13 protein-coding genes and 1 pseudogene are annotated in these 19,429 nt (G+C 63.9%); 8 read left to right on the top strand and 6 right to left on the bottom strand.

Annotated elements, in window-relative coordinates:
* Positions 1-19 precede the first annotated feature (19 nt).
* Positions 20-6,124, top strand: coding sequence for an MG2 domain-containing protein (locus Q7V20_RS13635; RefSeq protein ID WP_304791984.1), 6,105 nt, complete (start codon positions 20-22; stop codon positions 6,122-6,124).
* A 4-nt stretch (positions 6,125-6,128) separates the two neighbouring features.
* A pseudogene (gene pbpC, locus Q7V20_RS13630) lies at positions 6,129-8,306 on the top strand (penicillin-binding protein 1C); the annotation flags it as partial.
* On the opposite strand, the gene Q7V20_RS13625 reads toward pbpC, so the two are convergent.
* The 5 genes from Q7V20_RS13625 to Q7V20_RS13605 form a co-directional block, all read right to left on the bottom strand.
* Positions 8,282-9,568, bottom strand: a complete 1,287-nt coding sequence (locus Q7V20_RS13625; protein WP_304791981.1) for an RNA polymerase sigma factor — start codon at positions 9,566-9,568, stop codon at positions 8,282-8,284. The pseudogene pbpC and the gene Q7V20_RS13625 sit on opposite strands and share 25 nt — an antisense overlap.
* On the bottom strand, positions 9,568-9,981 hold the full coding sequence (locus Q7V20_RS13620) for a VOC family protein (RefSeq protein ID WP_304791979.1): 414 nt from the start codon (positions 9,979-9,981) through the stop codon (positions 9,568-9,570). The genes Q7V20_RS13625 and Q7V20_RS13620 overlap by 1 nt, the downstream gene beginning before the upstream one ends.
* The gene (locus tag Q7V20_RS13615; RefSeq protein WP_304791976.1) at positions 9,978-10,508 is read right to left on the bottom strand and encodes an SRPBCC family protein; all 531 of its coding nucleotides are present in this window, start codon (positions 10,506-10,508) and stop codon (positions 9,978-9,980) included. Before Q7V20_RS13615 ends, Q7V20_RS13620 begins: the two co-directional genes overlap by 4 nt.
* 10 nt (positions 10,509-10,518) lie before the next feature.
* The gene (locus Q7V20_RS13610; RefSeq protein WP_304791973.1) at positions 10,519-10,902 is read right to left on the bottom strand and encodes a YciI family protein; all 384 of its coding nucleotides are present in this window, start codon (positions 10,900-10,902) and stop codon (positions 10,519-10,521) included.
* A 72-nt stretch (positions 10,903-10,974) separates the two neighbouring features.
* Positions 10,975-11,331: a YciI family protein gene (locus tag Q7V20_RS13605; protein WP_304791970.1), complete on the bottom strand. Its 357-nt coding sequence runs from the start codon at positions 11,329-11,331 to the stop codon at positions 10,975-10,977.
* Positions 11,332-11,496: 165 nt separating this feature from the next.
* On the opposite strand from Q7V20_RS13605, the gene Q7V20_RS13600 reads away from it, so the two are divergent.
* Entirely contained in the window at positions 11,497-11,709 is a 213-nt protein-coding gene (locus Q7V20_RS13600; RefSeq protein ID WP_304791966.1) for a hypothetical protein, read from the top strand.
* A 68-nt stretch (positions 11,710-11,777) separates the two neighbouring features.
* Positions 11,778-12,362: a DUF2239 family protein gene (locus Q7V20_RS13595; RefSeq protein ID WP_304791964.1), complete on the top strand. Its 585-nt coding sequence runs from the start codon at positions 11,778-11,780 to the stop codon at positions 12,360-12,362.
* 449 nt (positions 12,363-12,811) lie between these two features.
* Here Q7V20_RS13595 and Q7V20_RS13590 read toward each other — a convergent pair whose 3' ends face one another.
* Complete coding sequence (locus Q7V20_RS13590; RefSeq protein ID WP_304791962.1) at positions 12,812-13,687, bottom strand: universal stress protein; 876 nt, start codon at positions 13,685-13,687, stop codon at positions 12,812-12,814.
* A 203-nt stretch (positions 13,688-13,890) separates the two neighbouring features.
* Here Q7V20_RS13590 and Q7V20_RS13585 point away from each other — a divergent pair, with 203 nt between their 5' ends.
* Genes Q7V20_RS13585 through nhaA form a run of 4 tightly spaced genes read left to right on the top strand, consistent with a single transcriptional unit; the run spans position 13,891 to position 18,889 of the window.
* Complete coding sequence (locus tag Q7V20_RS13585; protein ID WP_304791959.1) at positions 13,891-16,530, top strand: cation-translocating P-type ATPase; 2,640 nt, start codon at positions 13,891-13,893, stop codon at positions 16,528-16,530.
* Positions 16,527-17,531 (top strand): sodium:calcium antiporter, encoded by a 1,005-nt coding sequence (locus Q7V20_RS13580; RefSeq protein ID WP_304791956.1) that lies wholly within the window; start codon positions 16,527-16,529, stop codon positions 17,529-17,531. The genes Q7V20_RS13585 and Q7V20_RS13580 overlap by 4 nt, the downstream gene beginning before the upstream one ends.
* A 15-nt stretch (positions 17,532-17,546) precedes the next feature.
* Positions 17,547-17,684 carry a hypothetical protein gene (locus Q7V20_RS13575; protein ID WP_304792024.1) on the top strand — a complete coding sequence of 46 codons (138 nt, stop codon included), beginning with the start codon at positions 17,547-17,549 and terminating at the stop codon, positions 17,682-17,684.
* An 11-nt stretch (positions 17,685-17,695) separates the two neighbouring features.
* Positions 17,696-18,889, top strand: a complete 1,194-nt coding sequence (gene nhaA / locus Q7V20_RS13570) for a Na+/H+ antiporter NhaA (protein WP_304791953.1) — start codon at positions 17,696-17,698, stop codon at positions 18,887-18,889.
* Positions 18,890-19,429: the final 540 nt, after the last annotated feature.

Raw genomic sequence — 19,429 nt, 5'->3', positions numbered from 1 at the left:
AAAGCAGAGGATGCCCCCCATGAGTCAAGATTGGTTTCGCCACCGCATGCCCAGGGCTTTGGTCTGGACGGCGTTGGCTTTGACCACGGGGGTGTTGTCCGCCGCCACGGTGCAGACTTTTTCGCCGCAGGGCGAGGTGGCCAAGGTGCGGCAGGCTCGGGCCACGTTCACAGAATCGATGGTGCGTTTTGGCGACCCCAAGCTGCCATCGCCGTTCGACCTGGCCTGCGCCAACAGCACGCCACCAGCCGGTTCAGGCCGTTGGGTGGACGACAAGACCTGGGTGCACGATTTCACCCAGGACGTGCCAGCGGGCACCAAGTGCAGCTTCAAGCTCAAGCCGGGCTTGAAGACCTTGGCGGGCGATGCGGTTCAAGGCCCGGTCGCGTACGACTTCAGCACGGGCGGCCCCACGATCGTGCGGGCCTACCCCTCGGCGGGTGAGGGCAGCCGGATTGAGGAAGAGCAGGTCTTTGCGCTGCTGCTGACGGGCGCAGCCACAACGGCCAGCATTGAGCAACATGGCCGCTGCGAAGTGGCGGGCCTGGGTGAGCAACTGCCTTTGAAGGTGGTGACAGGCCCGGTGCGCGAGGCCATCCTGAAAGCCGTTGACCTGGTGCCGCAGCAAGCGCGCGTGGTGGCGATGCAATGCGCGCGGCCCCTGCCCAACGATGCCCGGGTCCAGGTGGTGTGGGGGCGCGGCATTGCCACACCCTCTGGCGTGGCCAATTCGGCCGACCGCAATCTGGACTACACCGTGCGCGCGCCGTTCAGCGCCAGTTTCACGTGCGAGCGCACCAGTTCGCGGGCTGACTGCCTGCCCATCCGCCCGATGCGGATCGAGTTTTCATCGCCCGTGCCGCGCAAGTTGGCCGAGCGCATCGTGCTGATCGCGCCCGATGGCACGCACAAACCCGAGGTGGAGCAGCAGCGCGGCGAGACCAAGGAGCAATTGTTGTCGGTGGTGCGAAACGGCATCCGCCAGTTCTTCTACCTGTTCAGTCGCAAAAAGGGCGAGGTGGGCATTGATCCGTCCGAGAGTGGCGTGAGTGCCGTGCAGTTCAAAGGCCCCTTGCCCGAAAGCGCCGACATCCTCATCGAGCTGCCCGCTGATCTGCGCGATGACGCAGGCCGTGTGCTGAGCAATGCCAGCGCGTTTCCCCTGAAGACGCGCACGGCGGAAGCCCCGGCCCTGGCCAAGTTCCCGGCCGCCACCTTCGGCATCCTGGAGTTGAACGCCGAGCCCATGCTGCCTTTGACGGTTCGCCGCATCGAAGGTGATCTGAAGGTCAAGGGTTTGGCTGCGCCAGGCAGTGCGGTGCGTGATCTGAAGTTGGCCGATGACCGCGCCATCATCGATTGGTTGGCCAAGGTCAAACGCTACAACGAAGGCCGCTTGCCGCGCGATGAAGTGCAATCAGAGTTGGGCATCAAACTGCCGCCGCCAGTCAAGCGGGCCAAGCCGGCACGCCAGGCCAAGCGCTATGGCGAAGAGGTGCCCGACGGTGAGCAGGACAACGAGGACCCGCCCGATGTGGTGCAGACGCGCACGGTGAGTTTGTTGAGCCGCGAATCCGGCGCGAAGAAGCTGAGCCTGCCGTCCAACGATGCCAAGGTTGATGCCCGGCCTTTCGAGGTCATCGGCATCCCGATGACTCAGCCCGGCTTCCACGTGGTCGAGGTGGAATCGGCCAAGTTGGGCCAAGCCTTGTTGGACCGCAATGCGCCCATGTACGTGCGCACCAGCGTGCTGGTTACCAACCTGGGCGTGCATTTCAAGACCAGTGCCAACAATTCGCTGGTGTGGGTCACCACGCTGGACAAGGGCAAGCCGGTGGAAGGCGCGCAGGTGCAGATCTCGGATTGCCTGGGCGAGCCGGTGTGGTCAGGCCGCACCGACAAGCAGGGCCTGGCCATGGTCAAGCAGGAACTGCCGCGCCTGATGTGGGACTACTGCCAGCGCAGGCAGCGCAACGAGAACGAGACCGGTTACTTCGTGAGTGCCCGCAAGACCGATGCGCAAGGCCGTGGCGACATGGCCTTCGTGTGGTCCACCTGGAATCAGGGCATCGAGCCGTGGCGCTTTCACGTGGACACCAATGGGTCTGACACGCCCTCGGCCACGATCTACCACTCGGTGCTGGACCGGACCTTGCTGCGCGCCGGCCAGACCGTGTCGATGCAACACCATGCGCGGCTTGAAAAGCTCACGGGCCTGGGCCTGGTGGATGCCGGTGATTTACCGCCCACGCTCACCATCACTCACGAAGGCACGGGCCAGGAGTTTTCACAAGCCTTGAGCTGGCGCGGCCGCCATGCGGACTCGACCTTTGCCATCCCGGAAGACGCCAAGCTGGGCGTCTACAACGTGCAGCTGGTCAGCGAAGGCCAGCGCGTGAATACCGGTAACTTCCGCGTTGAAGAGTTCCGCTTGCCGGTCATGACAGGCCGCATCATCCCGCCCAAAACAGCGCTGATCCAGCCCAAGGAAGTGAGCCTGGGCTTGCAGATCAATTACGGCAATGGCGGTGGCGCGGCCGGTTTGCCGGTGCGCGTGTCGGCCCAGTGGCGCGATGCCCAGGTGGCCAGCGCCTTGCGCACCGAGCGCTACCCGGGCTTTCGCTTCAACCCGCCAAGCGCGCCGCGCGATCCCAATGCCAAGTCCTTCTTCTCGGAAGACTACGTGGACGAGGGTGATGAAGATTCCGCCATCGATACCCGCGAAGACCGCGCCAACCTGGTGGCCGACAAGCTGTCGGTGACGCTGGACAAGAACGGCGCGGGCAATGTGTTGCTGCCCAAGCTGCCTGCCACCAAGGTGCCGCGCGAAATGCTGGTGCAGGCCACCTACGCCGATCCCAATGGCGAGGTGCAGACCCTGAGCCAGACCGTGCCCGTGTGGCCCGCTGGCCTGGTGCTGGGTGTGCGCACTGAAGAGTGGGTATCCGTCAAGCAGAAGGTGGCCACGCAGATCGTGGTGCTGGACACCAGCGGCCAGCCCAAGGCCGGTGTGAGCGTGGCGGTGCGCGCCGTGGCCCACCGCACCAACTCCACCCGCAAGCGCCTAGTGGGTGGCTTCTACGCCTATGACAACCAGAACGCCGACGAGGACCTGGGCCAGGTGTGCAGCGGCACCAGCGACGCGCGCGGTCTGGTGCTGTGCGAAGCCCCGATGAAGTCCGCCGGTGAGATCGAGTTGATCGCGCAGGCGAATGACGCGGCGGGCAACACCGCGCGCTCGGCCGCCTCCGTGTGGGTGACGCGCCAGGGCGAGCTTTGGTTTGGGGGTGACAACCAGGACCGCATGGACGTGATCCCCGAGCAGCGCAACTACGAGCCTGGCCAGACCGCCCGGTTCCAGGTGCGCAGCCCCTTCAGGCACGCCACGGCGCTGGTCGCCATCGAGCGCAACGGCATCATCGAAACCCGCATGGTCGAGCTGAATGGCAAGGATCCGACCATCTCGCTGGAGGTCAAGGCCGAGTGGGGCCCTAACGTGTTCGTGTCGGTGCTGGCCGTGCGCGGCCGTGTGCGCGATGTGCCCTGGTACAGCTTCTTCACCTGGGGCTGGCGCTCGCCCACCGAATGGTGGAAGGCCTTCAACGACGATGGACGCGATTACCAGGCGCCGACGGCCATGGTCGACCTGTCCAAGCCCGCTTTCAAGTACGGCATTGCCGAGATCGAAGTGGGCACGGCTTCGCACCAGTTGAAGGTGACGGTGCAACCGGACAAGGCCCGCTACCCCATCCGCGCCACCAGCCAGGTGCGCGTGAAAGTCAGCTTGCCCAATGGCCAGCCCGTGCCTGCGGGCACCGAGGTGGCCCTGGCCGCCGTGGACGAAGCCTTGCTGGAACTTAGCCCCAATGACAGCTGGGACTTGCTGGGCGCCATGGTGCGCAAACGAGGCTACGGAGTGGACACCGCCACGGCGCAGATGCAGATCATCGGCAAGCGGCACTTCGGCAAAAAGGCCGCGCCACCAGGCGGTGGGGGCGGCCAGTTCCCCACCCGTGAATTGTTCGACACCTTGCTGCTTTGGAACCCGCGCGTGGTGCTCGATGCCAAGGGCGAAGCGCTCGTCAACGTGCCTTTGAACGACTCGCTCACGTCCTTCCGCATCGTCGTCATTGCGGATGCGGTGCAGGGTGGCAACGCTGGCTTGTTTGGCACGGGCCGCGCCAGCATCGCGGCCACGCAGGACTTGCAGATCGTCTCGGGCGTCCCGCCCCTGGTGCGCGAGGGTGACCGCTACCGTGCCATGTTCACCCTGCGAAACACCACTGCCCAGGCCATGGACGCGGCCTTCACCGCGCAGGTCGGCACCGAGACTTTGCCGCCACAGCGCATCCGCCTTGAACCCAATGCGGCGGCCGAAGCCGGTTGGGACGTGACCGTGCCTTTCAACGTGAAACAGCAGGATTGGACCGTGTCGGCCGAATCCGGTACCACCCGCGACCGCATGAAGATCATGCAGAAGGTGGCCGAAGCCGTGCCCGTGACCGTGCAGCAAGCCACGCTGATGCAACTCGACAAAGGCAGCGTCAGCATCCCCATCGGCATGCCCGCCAGCGCCTTGGCCGACGCGCAAGGCGTGCCACGCGGCGGCATTGAAGTCACGTTCAAGCCCAAGCTGTCTGATGGCCTGCCAGGCGTGCGCGATTTCTTCGAGCGCTACCTGTGGGATTGCCTGGAGCAGCGTGCCTCGATCGCCATCGGCCTGCGTGATGTTGAAGCCTGGCGCAGCCTGGCCAGCCGCATCCCGCTGTATTTGGACGAAGACGGCCTGGCGCACTACTTCCCGCCCTCGGCCAGCGCCGGCCGCACCGGCAGTGACAGCCTCACCGCCTACCTGCTGGCCATCAGCGACGAAGCCAGCAAGCTGGGCTACGACTTCAGCCTGCCCGATGACACGCGCCTGCGCATGGAGCGTGGCCTGGCCGCGTTTGTCGAGGGCCGCATCAAGCGCGACTTCTGGGCGCCCGCCTTCCTGAAGAACGGCGACCTGGATGTGCGCAAGCTGGCGGCCATCGAGGCCTTGTCGCGCACCGGCAAGGCCCAGGCCCGCATGTTGGACTCGGTGCAGATCCTGCCCAACCAGTGGCCCACCAGCGCCGTCATCGACTGGATGGCCATCCTGGACCGCGTGAAGGACATCCCCGACCGCGACAAACGCATCACCGAGGCCGAGCAAATCCTGCGCGCACGCCTGAACGTGCAGGGCACGCGCCTGGGCTTCTCCACCGAGCGTGACGACAGCTGGTGGTGGCTGATGGCCAATGGCGACGTCAACAGCGTGCGCATGATCCTGGCCACCTTGCCCAAGGCCGGTTGGAAAGACGACCTGCCTCGCCTGGTCACCGGCACCTTGCAACGCCAGCAGCGCGGCCGTTGGTCGACCACGGTGTCGAACGCCTGGGGCTCGGTCGCCATCGAGGCCTTCTCCAAACGCTTTGAGCGTGATCCCGTCGCCGGCACGTCGCGTGTGGGCTTCGAGCCCGGGCCCGCGCCGCAAAGCTTTTTGTGGAGCCAGTCGCCCGAGGGCGGCAAGGTGGCGCTGGGCTGGCCCAAGGCCGTGGCCGCAAGCAGCGCTTCGGTCTCACCTGGCAGCAGCGTCAAAGTCACGCACGAAGGCACAGGCAAGCCCTGGCTCACTTTCACCAGCAAGGCCGCCATTCGCCTGACCACGCCCTTCAGCAGCGGCTACCGCATCACCAAGACGATCACGCCGGTCGAGCAGAAAGTAAAGGGCCAGTACAGCCGTGGCGATGTGCTGCGCGTGCACCTGGAGATCGACGCGCAGGCCGACATGACCTGGGTGGTGGTCAACGATCCCATCCCCGGTGGTGCCACTTTGCTGGGCTCCGGCCTGGGCCGCGACGATGCCATGAGCACCACCGACGAGCGGCAGGACAGCCGTGGGTGGCTGGCGTATCAAGAGCGCAGCTTCGAAGCCTTCCGCTCCTACTACCGCTACCTGCCCAAGGGCCCGCTGGTGCTGGAGTACACCGTGCGCCTGAACAACCCGGGCACCTTTGGCCTGCCGCAAACGCGGGTCGAGGCCATGTACGCGCCCGAGATGTTCGGCGAGTTCCCCAATGCGCCCGTGGCGGTGGGGCCTTGAGGTGATGAACTCCCGCCGATCATGGTTGGCCATTGCTTTGGCGTTCACCTGCACAGCCGCCATGGCCTTGCCCAGCTTCGACCAAGTCAAAGCAGGGTACCGATCGTCAGATGCCGTGCTGCTGGACCGCCATGGCGAGCCCGTGCAGCAGTTGCGGGCCGACACCCGCGCCCAGCGGGCCGACTGGGTGCCGCTGGCGCAGGTCTCACCGGCATTCCGGCAGGCCTTGTTGTTCTCGGAAGACAGGCGCTTCTACGAGCATGGCGGGGTGGACTGGTCCTCTGTCGGTGCCGCCGCCTGGGCCAATCTGTGGAACACCCGCACGCGCGGCGCCTCGACCGTGACCATGCAACTGGCTGGCCTGCTGGACCAGGATCTGGCCACGCGCGGCGGCCGTTCGGTGGTCGCCAAGGTGGGCCAGGTCAGCACGGCTTGGCAGCTGGAGCGCCAATGGCGCAAAGACCAGATCCTGGAGGCCTACGTCAACCTGGTGGGCTTTCGGGGCGAGCTGGTCGGCATTGGCGCGATGTCGGCCAGGCTGTTTCAAAAATACCCCAGCGGTCTGAATGCCCAGGAGGCCGCCATCGCCGCCGCCCTGGTGCGCGCTCCCAACGCCAAGCCGGTCGCCGTGGCCAACCGCGCCTGTGGCATCCTCACCGCGCAAGGCCGCGCCAAAGAGTGCGTGTTCTTGTCCACCTACACCGCACAAGTCCTGGCCAGTCGGCCCTCCGAGCGCCTGGATGCCGATCGCCAGATCGCCCCGCACCTGGCCCGCCGCCTGCTGAACCTGCATGCAGCACCGGCCAACTCGGGCGCGTCGATCACCGTCAAGAGCACGCTCGATGCCCGCCTGCAACGCTTCACCCGCGACACCCTGCGCCAGCACCTGGCCGAGTTGAGCGACCGCCATGTTGAAGACGGCTCGGTCATCGTCATCGACAACGCTTCGGGCGACGTGCTGGCCTGGGTGGGCTCCAGCGGCGCGCTCTCGCAAGCGGCCGAGGTCGATGGCGTCATGGCCTTGCGCCAGGCCGGCTCCACGCTCAAACCTTTCCTCTACGAGATGGCGGTGGAGCAGCGCTGGATGACCGCCGCCTCGATCCTGCATGACTCGCCCGTGGACTTGTCCACCCCGGGTGGCCTGTACATCCCCCAGAACTACGACCGCCACTTCAAGGGGCCCGTCTCGGTGCGCACCGCGCTGGCCGCGTCGCTCAACGTGCCCGCCGTGCGCACCTTGGTCATGGTCACGCCCGAGCGCTTTTCGCAGCGCCTGAAAGCCTTGGGCCTGCCCCTCAAACGCAACGGTGATTACTACGGCTACAGCCTGGCCTTGGGCTCGGCCGAAGTCACGCTGGCTGATCTGAGCAATGCCTACCGTGCCCTGGCCAATGGCGGTGCCTACTCGCCACTGCGCATGCGCACCACCGACCCAAGCACCGCCATGAAAGCCGTGATGGACACTGGCGCCAGCTTCATCGTCAGCGACATCCTGGCCGACCGAGAAGCGCGCGTGCCCACCTTCGGCCTGGACAACGCCTTGGCTGCCCGCTATTGGGTGGCGGCCAAGACTGGCACCAGCAAGGACATGCGCGACAACTGGTGCATCGGCTTTTCAAAGCGCTACACCGTGGGCGTCTGGGTGGGCAATGCCAGCGGTGAACCCATGTGGGATGTCTCTGGCTTGACCGGCGCCGCACCCGTGTGGCGAACGGTGATGGACGAGTTGCAACGCCGGGCCAGGTCTTTGCCGGCGCCGCCACAGGCCGTGCCCGCCAGCGTGCTTCAAACCGCCGTGAGCTTTGATCGCCAACTGGAGCCACCGCGCCAGGAATGGTTTCTTGACGGCACGCAGCAAAGCCTCATCCAGCTGGCCAGCCTGTCGGGCTCGGCCCGATCGCTGATCACCGCCCCCGCTGACAGAACGATCATTGCGCTGGACCCCGACATCCCCCCCAGGTCACAAAGACTGACCTTGAAAGCGGCCCCCGGTGTGCCTGCACAATGGAGCTGGCGCCTGAACGACCAGCGGATCGGGCCCGCCAGACCCATGTTGTGGCCGATGTGGCCAGGCCGACACCATCTGGCCTTGGTCAATGAACAGGGCAAGACCATGGCAGAGGTGAAGTTCGAGGTGCGTGGTGCTGGGGTCAAGCCTCAAGCACCCAGTCCCCGTGCCCGCTCCAGCAGCAGTTCGCGTTCACGCGCATTGCCCGCCATCTCCGCTGCGCGCTCAAACTCGGTGCGTGCTTCTTCAAGCCTGCCCAGTTTGGCCAGCAGGTCGCCGCGCACGCTGGGCAGCCACTGGTAGTTTTTCAGCGAGGGGGATTCGCGCAGCTCGTCCACCATCTGCAGCCCAGCGGCCGGCCCAAAAGCCATGCCCACGGCCACCGCGCGGTTCAGTTCCACCACCGGTGAAGGCATGGCCTGCGCCAGCGCATCGTACAAAGCCGCGATGCGCGGCCAGTCGGTTTCGCCGCCCGTGCGTGCCCGGCCGTGGCAAGCGGCGATCGACGCCTGCAAGGCGTAGGCACCCAGCGGCTGATGCAAGGACACGGCCAAGGCTTCGGCGCGCCCCAGGGCCGTCAAGCCGCGGCGAATCAGCAAATGGTCCCATCGGGCGCGGTCCTGCGCCAGCAGCAGCACCGGCTTGCCAAGCGCATCCACCCGCGCCGCAGAACGCGAGGCCTGCAGTTCCATCAACGCGATCAGCCCATGCGCCTCGGGCTCTCCGGGCGCCAGCTCGGCCAGCATGCGGCCCAGTCGCAATGCTTCGTCGCACAAGGCCGGGCGCATCCAGTCTTCACCACTGGTGGCGGTGTATCCCTCGTTGAAGATCAGGTAGACCACTTCCAGCACCGAGGCCAGGCGCTGCGCCAACTCTTCGCCGCGCGGCACCTCGAAGGGCACCTTGGCCGCGGTGAGCGTGCGCTTGGCCCGCACGATGCGTTGCGCGATCGTGGTCTCTGAAGCCAGGAAAGCCCGGGCGATCTCCTCGGTGCTCAGCCCGCCCAGCAGCTTCAAGGTCAAGGCGGCACGCGCCTCAGTTGACAGCAGCGGGTGGCAGGCTGTGAAGATCAGGCGCAGCAAGTCGTCGCCGATCTCATCGGCCCGGGCGGCGTCCAGCGCATCCACAAAGTCAGGCACGATCAAGGCCTCCTGCGCTTCCAGGTCGTGGCCAAGCTCTTGCAGCTTGCCCTCGATCATCTTGGCGCGCCGCAGCCGGTCCAGCGCGCGGTTTTTGGCGGTGGTCATGAGCCAGGCGCCCGGGTTGTCTGGCACACCGGTGGATGGCCACTGTTCCAGCGCCGTGAGCAGCGCGTCCTGCGCCAACTCTTCCGCCAGCCCGATGTCGCGCACCAGGCGCGCCACCCCGGCGATGATCTTGGCCGATTCGATGCGCCAGACTGCCTCGATGGCCCGGTGCGTGGCCGACGCCGCCATCAGAACTGGGCCGGGGCGGCGCTCATGTCCATGTGCATCACTTCCCAGAGGTGGCCGTCCAGGTCTTCAAAGCCATGCTCGTACATGAAGCCGTGGTCCTTGGCTTCCTTCGAAGCCTTGCCACCAGCGGCGATCGCCTTGGCTACCATCTCGTCCACCTGAGCACGGCTGTCGCACGACAGACAGATCAGCACCTCCGTGCTTTTGGTGGCATCGGCCAGCGTTTTCTTGATGAAGGTTTTGAAGAAGTCCTCGACCAGCAGCATCGCGTAGCTGTGGCCCTCGGAGATGACCATGCAGGCCCCTTGCTCGTTGGTGAACTGCGGGTTGAAGCTGAAGCCCAGGCTGCTGAAAAACGCCTTGGTCTTGTTCAGGTCCTTGACGGCCAGGTTGACGAAGATCTGGTGGCTCATGATGTTTTCTCCGCTTTGGTTTTCAAACTGTTCAGGCCGGTCTCGAAGTCGCGGCCAATCATCTGGTCCATGTTCATGAAGATGCCCACCAGCTTGAACATGAAGGGGGCAGGGCCGCGCATGGCCCAGGTCACCTCTGTGGTGTCATCTTGTGGCCGCAGCGTGAACTCGACCAGGTTGTGGCCTTCAAAAGGCTCGATGATGTCCAGCTTCATCGCCACCTGGCTGGGCGTTGAATCGGTGATCTGGATGCTGCCTTTGCCGACATCCTTGTTGCCTTCAAATTCGTAGCGGGCACCGGGGCCAGACACCGGGCCGCTGTAGAACCCCTTCACCTTGGGATCCTTCTGGTTGTAGGGGTTCCAGGTGTTGAACTGGTGCAAATCGTTGATCAGCGAATGCAGTTGGTCGGTCGACGCTTTGATGCTGATACTGCGTTGAACCGCGAAGGTGTCCGGCTTGCTGGCCGCGTAAAACAGCAGCCCCGCGATGCCCATGGCCGCGATGATGAAGATGGTCTTGATCACCGTGTTTTCCTCATGGTTGGATGCTCGGGCCAAAGCCGCCTGGCTCATGCAACTGGCGCGCCTCGATTTCAGCGTTCCAGCCTGGGCCCATCGGGGCTGGAAAGCGCTGAGTCCATTCCACCGCTTCTTCACGTGAGCGCACCTGGATCAGCGTGTAGCCGGCCACAAGGTCCTGGCCCTCCGTGAAAGGGCCATCGACCACCTGGCGTTGGCCCTGCGCTCCGAAGTGCACCCTCCAGCCCATGGCCGTGGGCTGCAGGCCCGATGCATCGAGCAGCACACCGGCTTGGGCCAGTTGCTCGTGGTACTCGGTCATCGAGGCGGTGAGGGCCTTGTCGGGCATGCCGCCGGCCTCGCTTTGTGGCCTTGCTTTCACCATGATCATGAATCGCATCTGGATGCTCCTGGGTTGTCATGAACACGACGAACCGGGTGCCACGGTTTCGACAACCTGGCTGCTAAAAATTCAGGTTTCGTAGCAGGGGGCGAGGGCGCGCACTTCGACCGTGCACCATTCGGCCGCCGGACATTGCTTGGCAATGGCGATGGCTTCGTCGCGGGTTTGGCAATCCAGCAAAAAGAAACCACCGATCATTTCCTTGGCCTCAGCGAAAGGGCCATCCACCACCCGACTGGCACCGCCGCGCACTTCAACGCGCGCCGCATCGTGCTGGGATTTCAAGGACTCGCTGGCCAGCAACAGGCCGCGCTCTTTCAGGTCGGCACCAAAGCGAACCATGCTGGCATAGGCCTCGCGGCCCTCAGCTTCAGTGCGAGAGAGCCTTTGATCAACGGGCTCGACGATCAGCAACATGTACGGCATCTTGATGTCCAGAAGGGTGGTTTGAAGGGGTGGCCAAAGCTTGGGGGAAATGATATCGCCCAACCTCGTGTGAGGCCTTGGCTTGACGGTCGCCCCGAAAAGGTCGACAAGGAAGCTCAAGCACGCCAAAAGCGTTTGATGACATCAATTCAAAGGAGCAAGACCATGACCATCGGTTCCGAAGTCCATGTGAGCGTGCGCGATCTGGTTGGCCCGCAATGCGTGCAGCGGCTGACCCAGGCCATTCAGAAACTCGACCCGACCGCCTTGGTGCAGTTCGATTTGCAACAGGGCTTTGTCGATGTGGTGACCACGCAGCCGGAGAAGGCTGTGCTGATGGCCATTCAGGACCAGGGCTTTCATCCAAAAATGCTGTGAAACAAGCACCAATGTAAATTTACCCGGGTTTAATTGACGTTTTTATTTTACCCGGGTATTATTTGGTGATGGAACATTCATCACTGAGCCCCGCCACCGCCTTCATCGGGCATCGCCTGCTGGCCACAGGCCCACTTCAACATGTCGCCCTGGCCGTGAAAGCCGCAGGTGAGGCGACTGAGCCGATCCTGGTGTTCAAGGATGCCACCGGCACCGTGATCGACCTGGACCTGCGCGGTTCGGAGCAAGAAATCATGCAACGGCTGGAACCGGCACCCAGCGTGCAGCCCGTCGATGTGGACGCGCTCACGGCCGAGCCGCGTGGCCGAGGCAGGCCCCGTCTCGGTGTGGTCGCACGTGAGGTGACTTTGTTGCCCCGCCATTGGGATTGGCTCAATGCCCAAGCGGGTGGAGCGTCTGTGGCGTTGCGCAAGTTGGTGGAAGAAGCGCGGCGTGCCTTGCCCGAGAAAGAGCGCAAGCGCCAATCCCAAGAGGCGGCTTACCGCGCGATGTCAGCCTTGGCGGGCAACCTGCCTGATTTCGAGGAAGCCAGCCGCGCACTGTTTGCCGATGATGCAATTCGTTTTGCCAAGCTGGTGGCGGGCTGGCCCGAAGACATCCGCCGCTATGTGCAACGCCTGGCCTGGCATTGAGACGCATCAGGCGAAAAGCGTTCAGCACGGGATGCCAGCGGCCTCCTCTCATGCTTCGTCTTCGCAAGAATGCGTTTATGGCCAAGGCGCCCATCCCCACCAACGGCAGCTGATGTGTGGTGACATAGAGAGACAGCGTCTTTTCCACCTTGCCGCTCTCGATGGCTGTATGCACCGTCCATCAGCCTGAGTCAGACCTTGGCTGGCCCGGCTCACCTTGCTCTGCATGCCAGCTGTGTCGGCTCCGACATGCACGAGGTGGCAGGACAGGCCTTTGAGCAGAGGCCTGCAACCGAGATCATGGCGGGTCACCCTCCAGCAATGGCGATCACGAGCGCCATGCTGAACGAGGCATACAGGCCCACTTTGGGGTCCACCCCTGCGATGATGGAAAGGCGCAGACAAGCAAGGCAATGGCATCGGCGCGATTGTCTCCACGCCGCCCACCTTTACTGAGGACGCACGACCATGGTGTCGCAATCGAGCGTGTGCAAAAGGTTTTCTGCCGTGCTGCCAAGCAGTGCTTTGAGCAGGCCGCTGCGGCCATTCGTGCCCAGGATCACCAGATCGACATCCGCGAAGCGGACATAGTCTGGCAGCAAAACTTCAGGGTGCCCTCGCTCAAGGATGAGCGAGATGCCCAGCGACACGTCTGTGCCGAGCCCAGATTCTTTGAGGAACGTGTCGCACTGGCCAGCTGCCACTGCGCGCCATGTGTCCTCGACGAGGTGTTCTCCTCCCAGGCCGGCGCCGGTCGATGGGTAGGCGTGAAAGAGCGACAGTTTGCAGTCGCCGAACCAGCGAACTGCGGTGTTCAGCGCAGCACGCGAGGCGGGCGAAAAGTCTGTTGCCAACACCACATGCCGATAGGGGCCGTGGACCCGGCGTCGCACTGTCAGAACAGGTGCATGGGCTTCGCGCACCAGTCGGTCAACCGTGCTGCCCAACTGGATGCGTCCGATCGGGTCGTCTTTGGCAATGCCACCAATGATCATGGCAACATGGTGCTGTTGTGCCGCATCAAGCACCGCGCTGGCGGGGGTGTCCTCGACCACCTGGACTTGCGCAGAGACGCCTTCCTCCTGGAGATCGGATTGCAGTCGACGGGTGACGGTGGCTGTCCATTGCTCTGGCTGGCGCCAGGACGGCAATGTCCGTGCAAATCGACTGGCCTGTGCTGTTGCCGATGGATCGACGGCATGCACGACGAGCAACTCGCCATCCCATTGCTGGGCCAGTTGTGCGGCGCGATCAAGCGCACGGTCGCACCGCGCGCTCATGTCTGAAGCCAGCAGCAAGCGAATTGGATCTTTGCTTTGTGTCATGTTGACCCTCGGTGTCAGGCGTCGAATGATGGTATGGATGGTTGTACCTGGTCAGTATTTCCCAACCTTGCGTCATGTCAAGTTTTTCGAGCGAAGCGACCCACCCGGCGGCGGTTTGCGAATGGTGTCAACTGTGTGCGGAGTAGACTGGGATGCGCTCAGTTTGTCTCGCTGCCTGTCGGTATTGAAGGATCTGACCCACCATGAAGAACTTGCCTGAGGAGGGGGTCGCATGGCACCAGCGTGAGCCCCATGACGTTGCACGCGAACACGCTGTCGATCCAGCCATTGGGCTGCAGCAGGCGCAAGCACAAGAGCGGACAGCGCGCTATGGCGCCAACGCTTTGCAAACCCAGGAGCGCCGGGGGTGGCTTGCCTTGCTGGCGGACCAGTTCAAGGACTTCATGGTGCTGGTCCTGCTGGCCGCTGCGGTCATCGCGGGCCTCATCGGCGAGTTGGCGGACACGCTGGCCATCATCGTCATCGTCTTGCTCAATGCGGTCATCGGCTTTGTGCAGTCGTGGCGGGCTGACAAAGCAATGGCGGCCTTGCGTCTGCTCGCGGCCGCGCAGGCCACGGTGCTGCGTGGCGGCGAAGTTCTGGTGGTGGCTGCCAGCACGCTGGTGCCTGGCGACGTGGTTTTGCTGGAGGCGGGCAACCAGATCCCTGCCGACCTTCGCTTGATCGAGTTGGCCCGGCTTCAGGTGGACGAGTCGGCCCTGACCGGTGAATCCGTGCCGGTGGACAAGCAAACGGATGCGCTGCCCCAGACGGATGGCGCTGCCTTGGGTGACCGGCTCAACATGGTGTTCAAGGGCACCACGGCCACCCATGGGCGGGCACGCGGCCTGGTGGTGGCCATCGGGATGGACACCGAACTTGGCAAGGTGGCCCGGTTGCTCAACAGCGAAGACCGCAGCACCCCGTTGCAGCGGCGTCTGGCCGCGTTTGGCAAGCGGCTGGCCCTGGGGGTGATCGGTATCTGCGTGGTGATCTTTGCCGTCGGCGTGCTGCGTGGCGAGGCGCCCTTGCTGATGGCCCTCACCGCGATCAGCCTGGCGGTGGCGGCCATCCCCGAAGCCCTGCCCGCAGTAGTCACGGTGTTGCTGGCGCTGGGCGCACGCCGCATGGTGTCCCAGCATGCCCTGGTTCGACGCCTGCCATCGGTGGAGACCTTGGGCTCGGTCACGGTCATCTGCTCCGACAAGACAGGCACGCTGACGCAAAACAAGATGCATGCGGAGTTGCTGCAGGCTCAAGGACAGCCGTGGGTGCCGGGCGATGCGTTGCCGGGAGAGGTCCACCGTGAAGCCTTGAAGGCCGCAGCCCTGTGCAATGACGCCCGCCAGGGGCATGCGCCCCCAGACTGGGAGGGCGACCCGACAGAAACTGCGCTGGTGCTGGCCGCTTTGAGCGCAAAGATCGACAAGACGGCGCTGGACCTGGCCATGCCACGTGTGCAAGAGCAGCCCTTCGATTCCGAGCGCAAGCGCATGACCACCTTCCATCGCAACCAGGATGGGTATGTGGCCTACACCAAGGGAGCACCCGAGTCGGTGCTGCCTTGCTGCGCTGCGCAGTGGACGCCGCAAGGGCCCACCAAGATGGATGGTGCCGCAGTGCTGGCCAGTGCCACGGAGCTGGCCGCACAAGGCCTGCGCGTGCTGGCTCTGGCGCGACGCGAGCACGCCCGCTTGCCGGACACCAACGCGCTGGCTTCGGTCGAAAGCGACTTGCAGTTCCTGGGCCTCATCGCTCTGATCGACCCGCCGCGCCCCGAAGCCGCCGCCGCTGTGCGCGACTGCATCGCGGCGGGCATCACCCCGGTCATGATCACGGGTGATCACCCCTCCACGGCAAGGGCCATCGCGCACCGCCTGGGGATCGTGGCCGACGCTCAAGCCGATGTGCTCACCGGCCAGGATCTGAGCACACTGGACGAGCAGACCCTGCAGCAACGTGTGGCCCATGTGCGTGTCTATGCGCGCGTGGACCCGGCGCAGAAGATCCGCATCGTCGAGGCCCTGCAGGCCTTGGGGCACTTCGTGGCCATGACAGGCGATGGCGTGAACGATGCACCTGCCCTGAAGCGTGCCGACATTGGCGTGTCCATGGGCAAGGGCGGCACCGATGTGGCGCGCGAAGCCTCCAGCATCGTCCTGCTTGATGACAACTTCGCCACCATCGTTGCAGCGGTGCGGGAGGGGCGCCGCATCTACGACAACATCCGCAAGTTCGTGCGCTACGCCATGACGGGCAATTCAGGCGAGATCTGGACCCTGTTTCTGGCGCCCATGCTGCTGCTGCCCATTCCCCTGCAGCCCATTCACATCTTGTGGGTCAATCTGGTCACCGATGGCCTGCCGGGCCTGGCGCTGGCCGCCGAACCGGCCGAACCCGGCGTCATGCAGCGTCCACCGCGTGCGCCGGACGAAAGCCTGTTTGCGCGTGGCATGTGGCAGCACATTCTGGGCATTGGGCTGCTGATTGGCGGGCTGTGCCTGGGCCTGCAGGCCTGGGCCTTGCACAACGGCAACGCCCATTGGCAGACCATGGTGTTCACGGTGCTCACGCTGTCGCAGATGGTCCATGTTTTGACGATCCGGTCGGAAACGCAATCCTTGTGGCGCCTGGGGCTGGGCAGCAACCGGCCCTTGCTGGGTGCGGTGTTGCTGACGTTCCTGCTGCAGATGGCCACGATCTACATCCCGCTCTTGCAGCCGATCTTCAAGACCCAAGCCCTGAGCCTGAGCGAATTGGCCATCTGCGTGGGGGCCGCCTCGATGGTGGGTGTGGTCGTCGAGTTGGAGAAAGCCTGGCGTCGACGGAAGGCCCAAGCATGAGCCCCCTCCTTTTGATCTGGCTGAAATTTGCCGCGTGTGTCTGCGTGATCGGCGTGGCTGGTGTGCGCCTGAGCCGCTATGGCGATGCCTTGGCCACCCTGACGGGGCTCTCGCGCAACTGGATTGGCCTGATCCTGGTGGCCACGGTCACGTCTTTGCCTGAGTTGGTGACGGGCCTGAGCGCCGTGACGGTGGCGGCTGCCCCCGATATTGCCGTGGGCGATGTCTTGGGCAGTTGCGTCTTCAACCTGGCGATCCTGGCTTTGATCGATCTGGTTTACCGCGAGAAAGTGATGTACTGCGTGGCGGCCAGCGAACATGTGCTGTCGGCGGGTTTTGGCGTCATCTTGCTGGGCGGGGTGGCCTTGGTGCTCCTGTTGGCAACGCAGGGTCAGATACCGACCATCGGGCATGTCAGCCTGGCGAGTGTCGCCATCCTTGGGCTTTATCTGGTTGCCATGCGAGCGCTCTACAAGGCGGAGCAACGCCACGCCGGCAGCCACGTGGCAGCGCGCTCAGAGATGACGCTCAAAGCGGCCTTGTGGGGTTATGGGGTGGCCTCGGCCGTTATCGTGGGCGCAGGAATCTGGCTGCCCTTCATTGGCGTCGAGCTGGCCCGGATCATGGGTTGGTCCAACTCCTTTGTGGGCACGCTGTTGGTGGCTTTTGCCACCTCGGTACCAGAGCTGGCCACCACCTGGGGTGCGCTTCGCATTGGCGCTGTCGACATGGCACTGGGCAATCTGCTGGGCAGCAACCTGTTCGACGTGGTGATTCTGGCGCTGGACGATTTTGCCTACCTGCCAGGCGCCATCTACCAACAAGTGTCGCCCATCCACGCTGCCACGGCGATCACGGCCTGCATGATGAGTGGCGCGGTTGTGGTGGCCTTGGCTTACCGTCCGGTTTCGAGGGTATGGCACACGGCGAGTTGGGCCAGCCTGTCATTGCTGGCCATGTACCTGCTCAATGCGGTGATTCAGTATCGGCACGGGTTGTAGCATCGCCTGACCGTGATGGCGGTAGGCGTGGCGGTCGCCGTGCTTTGGCCATGGCCGATCGACGACACCCGCCCGGATCGATGGAATCTGATCGGCAGTACCATCACCCTGATTGGCATGGCCATCATTTGTTCTCCGCGCGGCAGCGCTTGACTTGAATCCGCATGACACGCTCAAAAAGTTCCTCGATCCTGTCCGTGGTCACGCTCAAGGCTTTCCTGCAAAGCCAGAGCGCTGGCGGCATCCTGTTGATGGGCGCCGCAGCACTGGCGATGGTGGTTGCGAACACCGCCTGGTCAGATGTTTACTTCAGTGTGCTGGAACGGCATGTGGCGGGTCTGAGTGTTCTGCACTGGATCAACGATGGACTCATGGCCATTTTCTTCCTGCTGGTGGGGTTGGAGATCAAACGGGAATTCCTGGACGGAGAGCTTTCGACCTGGGATCAGCGAATCCTGCCTGGATTGGCCGCACTGGGCGGGGTGATCGTGCCCGCGCTCGTTTACGTTGGTTTCAATCTTCAGGAGCAGCAAGCCTTGCAAGGCTGGGCCGTCCCCACCGCCACCGACATCGCTTTTGCGCTGGGTGTCCTGTCGATCCTGGGTTCTCGGGTTCCGCCTTCGCTCAAGGTCTTCTTGGCGGCGCTTGCCATCATCGACGATTTGGTGGCCGTGCTTGTCATCGCGTTCTTTTACACCGCGCAGATCAACGCCCTGTTCCTGGGCCTGGCGGGCCTCACTCTGGGCGCGCTTGTGTTGTGCAACCGCGCGGGTGTCCGCAGCCTCGCGGTGTATGTGATTCTCGGGGTGGTGCTCTGGTTCCTGGTGCTTCGTTCTGGCGTGCACGCGACGTTGGCTGGCGTGGCGTTGGCGATGGTGGTGCCCATGCGGACCGGGCCTGCATCAAGGGGGCTCTCACCGCTGCATCGGCTTGAACATGGCATCGCGCCTTGGACGGCCTTTGTCGTGGTGCCCGTTTTTGGGTTCGCCAATGCGGGCGTGTCGTTTCACGGCATGACCGTGGAGACGCTCGCCCAGCCTGTGACCCTGGGTGTCGCTGCCGGCTTGTTCTTTGGCAAGCAGATTGGCGTCATGGGTGCAGTGGTCTTGGCCCGCATGGCAGGCATCGCCCAATTGCCGTTGGGTGCCTCCTGGGGGCAGGTGTATGGCGTGGCCCTGCTTTGCGGCATTGGATTCACCATGAGCCTGTTCATCGGGCTTCTTGCCTTTGAAGGGCCCGAGTTGCAGCAGGCGACGAAATTAGGGGTATTGGTCGGGTCTCTGCTGTCTGGGGTGGCTGGGTGGCTCGTCTTGCGGCTTTTACCTCACAAATCGCCCAATAGTTTGATAGAAACTTGAGCAAGCGCGGGCCTGCAGTGCCCGGATCGTTTCAGCTGCCGTTCAAGCACCGCCCGAGCGTCAGTCGCTATACTCACTGCCTGTATGCATCGCCAGGCCATCGCGTTCGTTGCTTCGATCGTTCTTCTGTGCGCGGGACTCCTCAGCACATGGACAGGGCCGTCCGTGATTGGCGATGGTCATGCATTTGCCATGCACCAGGTCAATACCGACGATGGCGTATCTCTGGATGAGAGCGTGATCGATGATCTGCGACCTAGCACACTGGCCGATGTGTCCCAGTTTTCCATGCTGGCGGACATGGCGGCTGTGCCGGTCTGGCGGTGGTCTCCGCTTCAAGATCGCCGCCATGCTTTGCCGCCATGCCGACACCTTTCGGTACACCAGCCGCCATTCATCGAATGCCTCTTGCGGCCGCCATCGATCAACCCAGTTCCGACCTGATAAGGCCCCCTTGCTGTGAAGCAAGGCGCGCCTGACGTTCATCCAGTTCTGCTTTCCGTGATCGCTGCTTCGCGCGCAGATCTGGGTAACTCCGAC

The organism is Aquabacterium sp. (assembly GCF_030652515.1).
GTDB lineage: Bacteria > Pseudomonadota > Gammaproteobacteria > Burkholderiales > Burkholderiaceae_C > Aquabacterium.
Note: the sequence above shows the minus strand (reverse complement) of the source record. Positions and strands in the feature narration are given on the sequence as shown.